The organism is Variovorax atrisoli 110B, assembly GCF_000382045.1.
In the GTDB taxonomy this organism is placed as follows: Bacteria; Pseudomonadota; Gammaproteobacteria; order Burkholderiales; family Burkholderiaceae_C; genus Variovorax; species Variovorax atrisoli.
This window is the reverse complement of the sequence record NZ_KB907450.1, coordinates 1065629-1079449: the sequence shown is the minus strand read 5'-3', so window position 1 is coordinate 1079449 and position 13821 is coordinate 1065629. Positions and strand designations below refer to the sequence as shown.

Annotated in this window: 15 protein-coding genes; 11 read left to right on the top strand and 4 right to left on the bottom strand. The window is 67.1% G+C overall.

From position 1 onward, the window contains the following. The first annotated feature begins 22 nt into the window (after positions 1-22). The 10 genes from G369_RS0105075 to G369_RS0105030 all read left to right on the top strand — a co-directional run bounded on the left by G369_RS0105075 (position 23) and on the right by G369_RS0105030 (position 8334). Positions 23-619 carry a malonic semialdehyde reductase gene (locus G369_RS0105075; RefSeq protein WP_019652899.1) on the top strand — a complete coding sequence of 199 codons (597 nt, stop codon included), beginning with the start codon at positions 23-25 and terminating at the stop codon, positions 617-619. A 60-nt stretch (positions 620-679) separates the two neighbouring features. Beyond that, positions 680-895, top strand: a complete 216-nt coding sequence (locus G369_RS0105070) for a TOBE domain-containing protein (RefSeq protein WP_007829250.1) — start codon at positions 680-682, stop codon at positions 893-895. Positions 896-1154: 259 nt separating this feature from the next. After that, on the top strand, positions 1155-1820 hold the full coding sequence (locus G369_RS0105065; protein WP_019652898.1) for a peptidoglycan recognition protein family protein: 666 nt from the start codon (positions 1155-1157) through the stop codon (positions 1818-1820). After that, positions 1817-2380, top strand: coding sequence for a hypothetical protein (locus G369_RS0105060; protein WP_019652897.1), 564 nt, complete (start codon positions 1817-1819; stop codon positions 2378-2380). The genes G369_RS0105065 and G369_RS0105060 overlap by 4 nt, the downstream gene beginning before the upstream one ends. Positions 2381-2549: 169 nt before the next feature. Then, the gene (locus G369_RS0105055) at positions 2550-3506 is read left to right on the top strand and encodes a TauD/TfdA dioxygenase family protein (protein WP_019652896.1); all 957 of its coding nucleotides are present in this window, start codon (positions 2550-2552) and stop codon (positions 3504-3506) included. A gap of 159 nt (positions 3507-3665) precedes the next feature. Next, positions 3666-4151 carry a rhodanese-like domain-containing protein gene (locus G369_RS0105050; RefSeq protein WP_019652895.1) on the top strand — a complete coding sequence of 162 codons (486 nt, stop codon included), beginning with the start codon at positions 3666-3668 and terminating at the stop codon, positions 4149-4151. A gap of 40 nt (positions 4152-4191) precedes the next feature. Next, a complete protein-coding gene (gene epsC / locus G369_RS0105045; protein WP_019652894.1) occupies positions 4192-5106 on the top strand; it encodes a serine O-acetyltransferase EpsC in 915 nt (304 codons plus the stop codon). After that, on the top strand, positions 5103-5372 hold the full coding sequence (locus G369_RS0105040) for a helix-turn-helix domain-containing protein (protein ID WP_019652893.1): 270 nt from the start codon (positions 5103-5105) through the stop codon (positions 5370-5372). Before epsC ends, G369_RS0105040 begins: the two co-directional genes overlap by 4 nt. Before the next feature lie 64 nt (positions 5373-5436). Next, a complete protein-coding gene (locus G369_RS0105035) occupies positions 5437-6369 on the top strand; it encodes a family 2A encapsulin nanocompartment shell protein (protein WP_019652892.1) in 933 nt (310 codons plus the stop codon). 66 nt (positions 6370-6435) lie between these two features. Further along, positions 6436-8334, top strand: a complete 1899-nt coding sequence (locus G369_RS0105030) for a family 2A encapsulin nanocompartment cargo protein cysteine desulfurase (RefSeq protein WP_244164289.1) — start codon at positions 6436-6438, stop codon at positions 8332-8334. A gap of 7 nt (positions 8335-8341) precedes the next feature. Here the strand turns inward: G369_RS0105030 and G369_RS0105025 are convergent, their stop codons facing one another. Next, positions 8342-9352, bottom strand: a complete 1011-nt coding sequence (locus G369_RS0105025) for an alpha/beta hydrolase family protein (RefSeq protein ID WP_019652890.1) — start codon at positions 9350-9352, stop codon at positions 8342-8344. Positions 9353-9457: 105 nt separating this feature from the next. On the opposite strand from G369_RS0105025, the gene G369_RS0105020 reads away from it, so the two are divergent. Next, complete coding sequence (locus tag G369_RS0105020) at positions 9458-10816, top strand: NAD(P)/FAD-dependent oxidoreductase (RefSeq protein WP_019652889.1); 1359 nt, start codon at positions 9458-9460, stop codon at positions 10814-10816. On the opposite strand, the gene G369_RS0105015 is transcribed toward G369_RS0105020, so the two are convergent. The 3 genes from G369_RS0105015 to solA form a co-directional block, all read right to left on the bottom strand. Next, positions 10803-11480, bottom strand: a complete 678-nt coding sequence (locus tag G369_RS0105015; RefSeq protein ID WP_019652888.1) for an Asp/Glu/hydantoin racemase — start codon at positions 11478-11480, stop codon at positions 10803-10805. The genes G369_RS0105020 and G369_RS0105015 overlap by 14 nt on opposite strands. 7 nt (positions 11481-11487) lie before the next feature. Next, positions 11488-12432 (bottom strand): 2-dehydropantoate 2-reductase, encoded by a 945-nt coding sequence (gene panE / locus G369_RS0105010; RefSeq protein ID WP_019652887.1) that lies wholly within the window; start codon positions 12430-12432, stop codon positions 11488-11490. A gap of 70 nt (positions 12433-12502) precedes the next feature. Beyond that, positions 12503-13720: an N-methyl-L-tryptophan oxidase gene (gene solA / locus G369_RS0105005; protein ID WP_019652886.1), complete on the bottom strand. Its 1218-nt coding sequence runs from the start codon at positions 13718-13720 to the stop codon at positions 12503-12505. Between the last annotated feature and the right edge of the window lie 101 nt (positions 13721-13821).

Genomic DNA, 13821 nt, shown 5'->3' with positions numbered 1-13821 from the left:
ACCAAAGCCTTCTCTTGAAGCCATGACCACACTGCAATCAATCCCCGAAGCCGCGCTGGACCAGCTGTTCCGCAAGGCCCGCACCGTGCACGCGTTCAAGCCCGTGCCGGTGACCGACGAAATCATCCACAAGCTCTACGACCTGCTCAAGTGGGGCCCGACCGCCTTCAACGCCCAGCCGGCGCGCTACGTGTTCGTGCGCAGCGAGGAGGCCAAGGCGAAACTGAAGCCGGCCGTGTCGGCGGGCAACACCGCGCAGACGCTGGCCGCAGGCGTCACTGTGATCGTGGCGCAGGACACGCGCTTCTACGAGCACCTGCCTAGCCAGTTTCCGGCCTATGACGCCAAGCCGCTCTTCGAGAAGAGCGCCGAGGCTGCGCAGGCCACGGCGTTCCGCAACAGCAGCCTGCAGGGCGCCTACCTGATCCTGGCCGCACGTGCGCTCGGGCTCGACGCGGGCCCCCAGTCGGGCTTCAACGCCGACCTGGTCGACAAGGCCTTCTTCCCGGACGGCCGCTACCGCGCGAACTTCCTCGTCAACCTGGGCGTGGCCGACCACGCAGGCACCTTCGAGCGCGGCCCCCGGCTTGCGTTCGACGACGTGGCCGAGATCGTCTGAGCGCCGTTCGCCGTGCTTTTCCTCAACGAATTCCCCAATCAACCTGAAAGAGAACCCATCATGTCCATCCAAGCCATCAACGTCCGCAACCAGTTCAAGGGCAAGGTCCGCGAGATCATCCGCGGCGACGTCGTCTCCGAAGTCGACGTCGAAACCGCCTGGGGCATCGTCACCTCGGTCATCACTACGCGCTCGGTCGACGAGCTGCAGCTGAAGGTGGGCTCCGACGTGGTCGCTCTCGTGAAGTCGACCGAGGTCTCGATCGCGAAGCTCTGACGGACCCTCGGGCATCCGCGACGACCCGGCGCTGTGACGGCGCCGGGTTTTTTCGTTTGTGGGGGTGAGTTTTCAGCGGTTTACAGGCCGCGAGTTCATCGACCGTGCTGAATTGCTGGAATCGCCCCGATCTTTCAGTGGCCTGAATCTTCCTTGAAGTCGTCGCCCTAGCATGCGCCGCGAAGTCGTGATCCGCACATCGATGCGGTGACCACGACTTCGTCATCGCATTCAAACAGACACTTCAGGGAGGAACCGCATGCTCGTTGAGATTGACGAACATGGAATGATCAGTCACGCGCGGGTGAGGCATGCACGCAGTCCGAAGATCGAACGAGGGAAGAGGACCGGGGCGATCACCGGCATCGTCGTTCACCAGACGGACGCCGACACTTCGGCGTCTTCGTTGAACAGCTACAAGCGGCCGAAGGCAAACGGGGCGCACTTTCTCATCGACAAGGATGGGACGATCTATCAGACGGCGGCGATTTATCAGAGGACGAATCATGTGGGGCCGTTGCAGGCAAGATGTCTGGCGATCCAAAGATGCAAGCCGCGAGATTTCCCTGCAAAGGTGGGCGCAGCCGAGATGCATCGCATTGAAATGCTCAAGGCGCCTGCCGATCGATATCCGAGCAATATGGAGGCGATAGGAATCGAGCTGGTCGGAAGAGCCAAGCTGCCAGCCGGGTTCAAAGCCATCGGCGAGGAGGCTAAATGGTCGCTCGACAAGATACGAGGCAAGTACGGCATATTCGAAACGCCGACCGCGGCTCAGAATCAATCCCTCTCGTGGCTTGTCAACGCACTTCAAGGGTCTATGCAGGTCGCACAGGATGAAGTGTTCCGCCATCCTGAGGTCAGCAGGAAGAATCTCACGGAGGCGCAAGGCGCGAATTGGTCTCTACCCACTGCCAAACCATGATCAAGACCAAGTACTCAATAGCCGTCTCTGCGTTGGCTGCGGCGGCAGCCGCATCGCCCGCATATGCCGCCGACGGGCGCTATCCAGTCACTTATGTGCAAAAAGTGGAAATCACGCACCCTTCGCATCGAAGCGCATGGGAGAACAAGGACTTTCTGGACTGCGACGACGTTGTTCTTACAGAAGAGGATGTTTTCTACGCATTGCGGTACATGCGCAGAATTTCGTGGAAATCCTACGACCCGGAAAACACGGACACCACAGGGTGTGAAGGAAAAGCACTCGTCACGTTCAAGAGCGGAAAAATCCTCGCAATGGGCATCGAGCCGACAGGCCGAATCAGCGCCGGCGAATTCGATGCCGGGATGAAGCCAACAACGAGTCCACCGAGTTTCTACGAGTGTGACCCGTGCAGGCAACGCAAGATGGCGCTTCTGAAGGATGCGCTGAACCGTGCAGACGAGCGAAGGCTCAAGAGGCTGGTTGCGGAGGGACGGATATCCGAAGTCGAAGCGGAGCGTCGCTTGAATTGGGTGCGAGACCAGCGCGACAAGCCCTGACATACCGACCAGTCGCCTACCTCGACAACCCGCCACGGCGGGTTATCTTTTGCCGACTCCTCATCGACGCCCCTTAGTCACCTCACGCATTAGAAACTGCAAACACCTTCCTTCCACCCCCGCCAGGCGCCTCGCAGAATCTTCCGGATCCCCCGAAAAAGGACCTGCGATGAGCGCCATTCTTTCTTCCGCAACTCCCGCGCAAGCCGCGCATCCGCACGAACTCGACATCGTCCGACAGGCCGGCCACATCGGCGCCGAGGTGCGCGGCGTGCGTCTCTCGGGCGCGCTGCAGCCCGAGGTGTTCGGCGCCATCAAGGCAGCGCTGCTGAAGCACAAGGTGCTCTTCTTCCGTGGCCAGCAGCATCTCGACGATGCCCAGCATGAGGCCATCGGTCGTCTGTGGGGCGAGCTGGTGCCGCACCCGACCGTGCCTTCCAAGGACGGCACCCAACTGCTTGAGCTCGATTCCCGCCACGGCGGCCGCGCCAATTCGTGGCATACCGATGTGACCTTCGAGGTCGCCTATCCGCAGGTGTCGATCCTGAGGGCGGTGGTGATCCCGGCCTATGGCGGCGATACGGTCTGGGCCAACACGGTGGCGGCCTACGAGAGCCTGCCCGACGACCTGAAGGCGCTGGCTGATCGGCTGCGCGCCATCCACGGCAACGACTACGACTACGCCGCCGCGCGCTCGCCGGCTGATCTGGACGAGGAGGGCACGAAGCGATATCGCGATGTGTTCACCCGCCGCCTGCTCGAAGCCGAGCATCCCGTGGTGCGCGTGCACCCCGAGACCGGCGAACGCAGCCTCGTGCTTGGCCATTTCGTGAAGCGGCTGGCCGGGCACTCCACGCATGATTCCGCCCACCTGCTGAGCGTGCTCCAGAGTCACGTGCACCGCCTGGAGAACACGGTGCGCTGGCGCTGGGCCCAGGGCGACGTCGCCATCTGGGACAACCGGGCGACGCAGCACTACGCGATCAACGACTACGGCGACCAGCACCGCGTGGTGCGTCGCGTGACGATCGCGGGCGACGTGCCGTATGGCGTGGACGGCAGGAAGAGCGTGGACCTGACGGCGCCGGCCGTGCGTGCGGCCGAAGCTGCACGGGCTGCAGCCTGATCGCTCCTGAGCCGATCCTGACTTGACCCTGAATCGATCCTTTACAACGGCTGGTTGTTAGAAATCGACTTTTCAGTTGTTTGAGCTTCGGCGCCCGGCTCCTAAAGTGGTGGTTATCGCCACCAAGGCGTATCCAACGCACAACAGGAGCCTCACAGCATGTCAGTGGAAGTTGAAGAAGAAGTCATCGCCTTGCCCGAAGCACTCGAACAGGCGCGCGCCTCGGCCGCCGAGAGCAATCTGCCCTATGCCGGTGGCGTCAGGCCGCCGGTGGCCTGGGACCTGGTGCAGAAGGGCCAGGCCGTGCTGGTCGACGTGCGTTCCGGCGAAGAGCGCAAGTTCGTCGGCCACGTGCCCGGCAGCCAGCACGTGGCCTGGGCTACCGGCACGGCGCTCACGCGCAATCCGCGCTTCGTGCGCGAACTCGAGGCCAAGGTGGCGAAGGACGGCGGCAAGGACGCCGTCGTGCTGCTGCTGTGCCGCAGCGGCAAGCGTTCCGCGCTGGCGGCAGAGGCAGCAGCGAAGGCCGGCTTCACGAACGTCTTCAATGTGCTCGAAGGCTTCGAGGGCGAGATCGATGCGCAGCAGCATCGCGGCGGCTCCGACGGCTGGCGCTTCCACAGGCTGCCCTGGGTGCAGGACTGATCCTGCGGCCCGCAAGACACTTTTCCGGGAGGAACCACAGATGGCCCATTTCGAGGTGAGCGACATCGTTCGCGCACTGCATGGCGTGCGCAACGAATGGCGCGATTCGCAGCGGCGCTCGCGCGAGCCGGGGGCGCGCGAGTTTCCCTCGCGCGACGCGCTCGCGCAGATCGTCGAGTCGCTCAAGGGCGCGCTCTTTCCGATGCGGCTCGGGCCGCCGGACCTGCGCCACGAGAGCGAGGACTTCTATGTCGGCCACACGCTCGATTCGGCCCTGCAGGCGCTGCTGGTGCAGGCGCGGCTGGAGCTGAACTTCAACGCGCGCCACGAGCCGCGTCCTGCCAACGAGATCGACGATATCGCCACCGAGGCCGTGCGCCGCTTCGCGAATGCGCTGCCGGGCCTGCGCAGCCTGCTCGACAGCGACGTGCTCGCCGCCTACCAGGGCGACCCGGCCGCGCGGAGCGTCGACGAGGTGCTGCTGTGCTATCCGGGCGTGCTGGCGATGATCCACCACCGCCTCGCGCACGAGCTCTACGGGCTCGGGCTGCCGCTGCTGGCGCGCATCGTGGCCGAGCAGGCGCATGCGCAGACCGGCATCGACATCCACCCGGGCGCGAAGATCGACGCGGGCTTCTTCATCGACCACGGCACGGGCGTCGTGATCGGCGAGACGGCCGTCATCGGCAAGCGGGTGCGGCTCTACCAGGCCGTCACGCTGGGCGCCAAGCGCTTCCCGACCGACACCGACGGCAACCTGCAGAAGGGCCTTCCGCGGCACCCCGTGGTGGAGGACGACGTGGTCATCTACGCCGGCGCGACCATCCTCGGGCGCGTCACGCTCGGCAAGGGCGCCGTCATCGGCGGCAACGTGTGGATCACCGACGACGTGCCGCCGGGCGCGAGCGTCACGCAGGCCAGCCTGCAGAACGCGCCGAAGGCAGGTGGCGTATGAAGGCGTTCGTCGAAGACTTCGGCGTGACCATCCGCCAGCTGCGCGAGGACAAGGGCTGGTCGCAGGAGCAGCTGGCCGAGCGCTCCGATCTCAACCGCTCCTACGTGGGCGAGGTCGAGCGCGGCCGCGTCATCCCGTCGATCGTCACCGCGCAGAAGCTGGCCACGGCGCTGGGCATCAACATGGTCGGCCTGCTCATGCGCTGCGAGCAGCTCGAACAATCGCGCCTCGCGCGAAGGATCAACTTGGCGGCTATAGCCTGTTGAGGGAAAACCCGCGGCCGCCGGACACTGGCGGCCACTTTCTTCTCAACTCACGGAGCCCTGATTCATGAGCGCAACAGTTGGTGGTACCACCGCCCTTGGCGACATCGCCGCAAGACAGCTGGCCAATGCCACCAAGACAGTCCCCCAACTCGAGACCATCAGCCCGCGCTGGCTGACGCACCTGCTGCAGTGGGTGCCGGTGGAAGCGGGCATCTACCGCGTCAACAAGGTCAAGAACCCGGAAGCGATCAAGGTCACCTGCACCTCGCGCGAAGAAGAGAACCAGCTGCCGCGCACCTTCGTCGACTACGAGGAGAACCCGCGCGAGCACTACCTCAATGCCGTGAGCACGGTGCTCGACGTGCACACCCGCATCTCCGACCTCTACAGCAGCCCGCACGACCAGATCAAGGAGCAGCTGCGCCTGACGATCGAGACGATCAAGGAGAACCAAGAGAGCGAGCTCATCAACAACCCCGACTACGGCCTGCTGGCGCAGGTGAGCGAGGAGCAGCGCATCTTCCCGCTGACCGGCGCGCCCACGCCCGACGACCTCGACGAGCTGCTGACCAAGGTCTGGAAGGAGCCGGCCTTCTTCCTCACGCATCCGCTGGCCATCGCCGCGTTCGGCCGCGAGGCCACGCGCCGCGGCACGCCGCCGCCGACGGTGAGCCTCTTCGGCTCGCAGTTCATCACATGGCGCGGCATCCCGCTGATCCCGTCGAACAAGGTGCCGGTGGCCGACGGCAAGAGCAAGATCCTGCTGCTGCGCGTGGGCGACAAGCGCCAGGGAGTGGTGGGGCTGTTCCAGCCGGGGCTTTCGGGCGAGCAGGGCCCGGGCCTGTCGGTGCGCTTCATGGGCATCAACAACCATGCGATCGCGTCGTACCTGATCTCGCTTTACTGCTCGCTCGCGGTGCTGACCACCGACGCGCTGGCGGTGCTCGACGATGTCGAGATCGGCAAGTACCACGACTACGCCGACACCTACAAGTAAGCCGCTGTGAGCAGCACTCCATCGATCCCGGGCGAGGCGCCGTTCGACCCGGCGATCCTCGCGCGCATGGCCAGCGCCATGTTCTCCGCACTGCCGGGCACGCCGCCCGAATCGGTGCCCGGCGTGGCGAGCGGGCTGGTGCCGGGCGCGCAGTTCCCGGCCAACCTCGCGCCCGCAGGTTCGCCGCTGGCAAGCCCGGCGGGTTTCGGGCCCAGCGTGCCGGGCACGCCCTTCCCGCAAGGGCAGGTTCCGGGCGCGAACCTCGTGCCGGCATCGCCCACGCAACTGCCTTCGCTCGCGAACCGTGCGCCGGCCCTGGTGCCGCACGCGGTGGCCGGCAACGGTGTGCCCGACAGCGTGCTCTCTGTGGCGCCCGTCTTCGAGCCGCGCTCGGGTGGCACGGTGCAGGGTGTGCCGCAGCTGAACGGGGCGGCGGCACCGCAAGCCGCGGCCTCGTCGTTCTACTTCCTGGAAAACGGCTACGGGCATCCGTCGGCCGGCGCGACTCCCGTGGTCTCGCCCCCCCTCCCGCTTGCGGGAGATGGCTGGGGGGAGGGCCAGCGGACGACGCAAGGTGCGGGGCTGCCCCTCACCCCAACCCTCTCCCCAGAAGGGAGAGGGAGTGAGCCCCGGTTCTACTTCGTCGACGCGGTGCGCCTGCCCAGCGGCTTCGTCACCCCGGCGAAGCCCGACCCTCGAGGCCCCAACGCCGTGCCGCTGGCCGGCAGCGGGCAGCATCCGCCTTTCGACATCCACGCCGTGCGGCGCGACTTCCCGATCCTGCAGGAGCGCGTGAACGGCAAGCAGCTCGTCTGGTTCGACAACGCGGCCACCACGCACAAGCCGCAGTCGGTCATCGACCGCATCTCGTACTTCTACGAGCACGAGAACTCCAACATCCACCGCGCGGCGCACGAACTGGCCGCGCGCGCAACCGACGCCTACGAAGGCGCCCGCGAGCGCGTGCGCAGGTTCATCAATGCGCCCGAGGTGGAGGAGGTGATCTTCGTGCGCGGCACCACCGAGGCCATCAACCTGGTTGCCAAGAGCTGGGGCGGCCAGCACGTGGGCGAGGGCGACGAGATCGTCGTGTCGAACCTCGAGCACCACGCCAACATCGTGCCGTGGCAGCAGCTCGCGGCCGCCAAGGGGGCGAAGCTGCGCGTGATTCCGGTGGACGACTCGGGTCAGGTGCTGCTCGACGAATACCGCAAGCTGCTGAACGACCGCACGAAGATCGTCGCCGTCACGCAGGTCTCGAACGCACTGGGCACGGTGGTGCCTGTGAAGGAGATCGTCGAGCTGGCGCATCGTGCGGGCGCGAAGGCGCTGGTGGACGGCGCGCAGTCGGTCTCGCACATGCGCGTCGACGTGCAGGACATCGGCGCCGACTTCTTCGTCTTTTCCGGCCACAAGGTGTTCGGCCCGACCGGCATCGGCGTGGTGTGGGGCAAGCGCGAGGTGCTCGAAGACATGCCCCCGTGGCAGGGCGGCGGCAACATGATCGCCGACGTGACCTTCGAGAAGACGGTGTTCCAGCCGATCCCGAACAAGTTCGAGGCCGGCACCGGCAACATCGCCGACGCGGTGGGCCTGGGCGCCGCCATCGACTACGTCAACAAGATCGGCATCGAGAACATCGCGCGCTACGAGCACGACCTTCTGGTGTACGGCATGGCCCAGCTCGGCGCGATTCCGGGTGTGCGCCTGATCGGCACGGCGGCCGACAAGGCGAGCGTGATGTCCTTCGTGCTCGACGGCTACACCACCGAGGAGGTGGGGCAGGCGCTGAACGAGGAGGGCATCGCGGTGCGCACGGGCCACCATTGCGCGCAGCCGATCCTGCGCCGCTTCGGCGTGGAGACGACGGTGCGGCCTTCGCTGGCCTTCTACAACACCTTCGACGAGATCGACCGGCTGGTGGCGGTGGTGCGGCGGCTGGCATCGCAGCGGCGCGCGGGCTGAACCCGGGTCAGTGCTGCGCAGCGAGGTGGCGGTCGAAGAAGGCCGTCACCTCGGCGTTGAATGCCTCGTGGAAGGCGGTGCGGTCGAAGCCGGACGCATCGCGGCAGATTTCCGATTTCGCCTGGATCTGCTCGGATGAGCACGGTGCGAGAAAGCCGAAATGCCCGGCTTTCCCGGCCACATGCCATTCGGGGGCCACGGGCAGGTTGCGGCGGACGGCATCCACGCTCTCGGGCGTGACCCCGTCGCCGCCGTAGGCCGACGCCCAGAGCGCGATCGGAATCCTCACGTTCCTCAGGCCCTCGGCGTCGAACAGCGTGCTGAGCGGGTCGGCGATCACTGCGGCCTTGATGCGCGCGTCGTGTGCCAGCGGCGTGGCCAGCAGTTGCCGGAACCTCTGCTTCATCGATCCGCATTCCTCGCTTTCCGGCGCCTTTGCACAGGGGGACGAGGGCAGGGGCGGCAGCCTTTCGAAGTCCGGCTTCGCGCCCGCGAGCACCAGCCCGGTGTAGCCGCCGCGCGAGAAGCCGTAGAAGCCGATCCTGTCGGCCGCGATCCTGTCGTGGGAAGGCCAGCGCTGCAGCATGTGGTCGATCAGGCGCTTGATGTCCGTGGTGCGCGTCGCGAGTGCCGATATCTTGTCGTCCGGGCCGCCGCGGATCCGGAAGTTGTCGTCGGAATGACTGATGGCGGCGACGATGAAGCCGGCGTCGGCCAGGGCCTGCGCCGTGTCGTGGTGGCCCAGGAAGGAGCCGCCGTAGCCGTGCGAGATCACGATGAGCGGCAGCGGCGCGTTGCCCGGCGGGAACGGGCAGTCCCGTACGGCCTGGATCGTGGAGGGGCCCAGCCTGATCTCGCCCGCGGGGGCGGCGCAGGGCGTCCATACGCCGCCGCGGATCGCCGGGCCTTCCTGGTCGGCCGGGATTTCGATCGTCGCGAAGCCGGCGGCCTGGGCGAGCGCCGCAGACAGGCATGCGGCGGCGAGGCAGAGGGGGCGGAGAAGCTGTAGGAGGCGCATGCCGGCAGTGTGCGGCGCCCCGGCGCGGGCTGCTTAGCAGACTTTGCGGTCCTTGCAGGCCGTCGCGCTATGCTTGCGATTGTTAACATTGTTGCTTGCCATCGCATGTCCTTGCCTCAAGCTAGTTCTTCCGTGTCCCAGGCGGCCGACGAATCCTGCGACGTGCTGGTCGTCGGCGGCGGTCCCGCAGGGTCGACCATCGCCACGCTGCTGGCCCGCCAGGGCCGCAAGGTGGTGCTGCTGGAGAAGGCGCACCATCCGCGCTTTCACATCGGCGAATCGCTGCTGCCGGCGAACGTGGAGCTGTTCGACAAGCTGGGCGTGCGCGACCAGGTCGAGAAGATCGGCATGCCCAAGTTCGGCATCGAGTTCGTCTCGCCCGAGCATGAGCACCGCAGCTACGTCGAGTTCGGCGAAGGCCTGGACAAGTCGCTCGACTCGGCCTGGCAGGTGCGCCGCTCCGAACTCGACGAGCTCCTGTTCCGCAACGCGGCCGCCTGCGGGGCGCAGGCAATCGAAGGCTGCAAGGTGCGCGACGTGGCCTTCGATGCCGACGGCGCCACGGTCCAGGCCGAGATGGACGACGGTGCGCGCCGCAGCTGGCGCGCCCGCTTCGTGGTCGATGCCACCGGCCGCGACACGCTGCTGGCCAACAAATTCCGCTGCAAGCAGAAGAACCCCGACCACAACAGCACCGCGCTGTTCGGCCACTTCACCAACGCAGAGCGGCTGGAGGGCAAGAAGGAAGGCAACATCAGCATCTGCTGGTTTCCGCACGGCTGGTTCTGGTTCATTCCGCTGGCCGACGGCACCACCAGCGTGGGAGCGGTCTGCTGGCCGTACTACCTGAAGTCGCGCGACAAGCCGCTCAAGGAGTTCTTCTACGACACCATCGCCACCTGCCCGGTGCTGGTCGATCGCCTGAAGAACGCCACGCTGGTCGACGACGCGGTGCATGCCACCGGCAACTTCTCGTACTCCAGCACGCACGCCACGGGCGACCGCTACCTGATGCTGGGCGATGCCTTCACCTTCATCGATCCGATGTTCTCCTCGGGTGTGTACCTCGCGATGCACAGCGCCTTCGACGGTGCGGAGCTGGTGGCGACCGCGCTCGACCAGCCGCAGCGCCTGGCCGCGGCGCGCAAGGGCTTCGAGGCGATGATGCGCAAGGGCCCGCGCGAATACTCGTGGTTCATCTACCGCGTGACCAACCCGACCATCCGCGACATGTTCATGCACCCGGGCAACCCCTTCAGGGTGAAGGAGGGCCTGATGACGCTGCTGGCCGGCGACATCTACCGCGGCACGCCGATGCGCGGTCCCGTCGGCATGTTCAAGGTGCTGTACTACCTCATCTCCATCGGCAACATGCGGCGCACCTGGGAAGGCTGGAAGCGCCACCGCTTCAACGTCCGCGACATGGGGATGCTGAAGGGCGAGACGATCCTCAAGGCCGACTGAGCGCCAGGGCCGCCGCGGCCAGCGCCACCGCGTGCGCAGTGCCTGGTGCGGGGCTGCTGAGCACGTCGATGCCCAGGTCGGCGAGCGCGTCGGCCACCGGCGCCATCGAGGCCTGGGCGAGCACGACGACGTCGGCCTCCGCCGATGCCGCGCGGATGGCGCTGGCAAGCGTCTCGATGTAGCGCGCGCTGTCTCCGGCCTCGAAATGCGGCCATGCGTCCTCGACGAACAGCATGGCCGGCTGGACCGCGATCCCGGCGTCTTGCGCCGCCGAAAGAACAAGCGCCTTGGTCGGAGCCAGCGTGCTTTCGAGTGCCGCGGCGATCAGCACGCGCGGCCCTGTGCGAACGGCCCTGTCGGCCATGGCACGGTCGATGCGAAGGGCCCTGAAGGCATCGCCGGTGGGCGTGCGTTCGGCGATGGCGCCGATGGTCGAGCAGGTGCACACCACGACCTTCGCGCCTTCCGATGCGGCTTCGTGCATGGCCTCGTGAACGCGGGAGACGAGCCCGGCGTCGTCGACGCCCACGACGCGCGCATCGGCCAGCAACTCTTCGCGGACCACGTGGCGCACGCGCAAGCCAGGCTCGATCCGTCGCACCAGCCGTTCGAAGGTCGGCACATGGACCTGTGCCGTGTGCAGGAAGGCCAGCGCGTCCTTCATTGGCTCCTCAGGCTGCAGCCGCGGCAGCCTCGCGGGCGCGTCGAGCCTCGTAGGCCTTGAGGTGCACGTAGGCGGTGCGCAGCACGGTGGGCACCGTGGCATTGCCGGGCGCCGCGCGGCTCAGGAGGTCGCCGACGATGTGATCGGCTTCCACGGCAGCGCCGCGAGCCATGTCCTTGTACATCGATGCCGTCATCGGCGAGCCGGCGGCCGTGATGATGGCGCGCCCACGCTGTACGGCGGGAGCGCGCGGCGCGAAGCCGTTGTGGGCGGCGATGGCGCAGCACTCGTCGAAGATCGACAGCGCCACGTCCTGGCCGCCGGCGGCCACGATGTCGCCGATGGAGGCGTGCATGAGGCTCGTGAGGCCGGCTGCCGAGGCGATGAAGACCCACTTCTCCCACATGTCCTGCGCGATGCTCTCGCTGGCCGTGGCGTCGAACTTCGCCCCGGCGAACTGCGCGGCGATGGCATCGACCCGCGCCGACCGGCCGCCCGCGCGCTCGCCGAAGCTCAGGCCGTGCATGTCGTTGAGATGCAGCACGCGACCTTCATCGTCGAGGGTGGCGGAGATCATGCACAGGCCGCCCAGCACGCGCTCGCTGCCGAAGCGCTCGACGAGCCGGTCGATGTGGCTCATGCCGTTGAGCAGGGGGAGGATCACGGTGTCGGGGCCGACGGCCGGTGCGAACGAGTCCATCGTCGAGTCGAGGTCGTAGGCCTTGCTGCCGACCACGATCACGTCGTAGGGCCCGTCGATGCCGTCGGCCAGCACGTGCTTCGGCGAGGGCAGCTGCAGGTTGCCGAAGGGGCTCTGTATCACCAGCCCGGTCTTCGCGAGCTGCGCCGCGCGGCGCGGGCGCAGCAGGAAGGTGACGTCGCGTCCCGCCTCCAGCAGACGGCCGCCGAAATAACCACCGAGTGCGCCGGCACCCACCACGAGAAATCTCATCGCGCTTCGCTCCTGTATCCGACAGTGAAAAGATCGGCCGCGATGATGCCCGGGATCGCCCGTGCGTGCTTCAGGCCGCAGCCTTCTCCAGCAGACGGCCGCGGGCAAAGGGCGAGAGGTCGAGCGCGCTGGCGCGGCCCAGCACATGATCCGCGATGGCGTCGCCCAGCCCGGCCGAGTGCTTGAAGCCGTGGCCCGAGCAGGCCGAGACCACGAGCAGGCTGGGCATGCCGTCGAGTGCGTCGATCACGAAACGGCGGTCTGGCGTCACGGTGTACATGCAGGCGCGTGCCTTCACGGCCCGGCCTCCGATCTGCGGAAAGCGGCCGGCCACGCGCTCGCGGTACATGGCGGCGCTTTCTTCCGCGCTCACGCTGCGGTCGATGGTGGCGGGCGTGGTTGCGTCGACATACTGCTCGGTCGCGACCTTGAGCGCGGGCTGCGCCGGGTCGGAGGCCGGAAAGCCGTACATGTAGTCTTCCGGCCCGTCGCCGAACATCCAGATGAAGATGGGGAAGCGCCCCGGCGCGAAGTCGGCGGCGGCGCTGCCGGTGTCGAACCAGTGCATCACCTGCCGGTGCACGGAGAAGTCGGCCTGCCAGTCGGTGCGCGCCTGTGCGCCGAGGAAGGCGGGCAGCCAGGCACCGGCCGCGACCACGACGCGGTCGGCCGTGAAGCTCGCGGCGGCGGTTCGCACACGCAGCACGTCGCCGCTGCCTGTCGGCTCGACGGCGTCGACTCGCTCGCCGGTGATCGTCCGTGCGCCCGATGCGCGCGCAACGTCGAGCTGCGCGCCGATGGCCTCCTCTGGCCGCACGAAGCCGGCCTCGTACTCGAAGTAGCCGATCTCGTCGCCCTGCAGCCTGAACTGCGGAAAGCGCGCGCGGATGCCGGCGGCGTCGAGCACCTCGTGCGCGATGCCGAATCGCTCGGCGCAGGCGATGGTGCGGCGCACGAAGTCGGACTTGCCGTGGTGCTCGGCCACGCGGTCGCGCGGCGCGAGGATCAGGCCGCCGGTCGTGGTCATGAGCGACTTGCCGGTGCGCGCCTCGAGCTCGCGCCAGATGGCATGCGAGCGCTGCACGAAGGGCACGTATTCGTCGCCTTCGCCCACGGCCAGCCGCGTGATGCGCGAGTCGCCGTGCGAGGAGCCCTGGTCGTGCGGCGGGGAGAACTGGTCGATGCCCAGCACGCGCGCGCCGCGTTGGGCGAGCTGGCAGAGGGTGGCGGCGCCGAGCGCGCCGAGGCCGATGACGATGACGTCGTGGTGGGAAGATGAATGGGTCACTGATGCGTCCTGCGCCTGGATGGAAGCCCGGATGGAAACGTAGCGAAACGGAACGTGTCATCTTGACGTCGATCGGCCGCAAGCGGATGAACTTTTCCAGA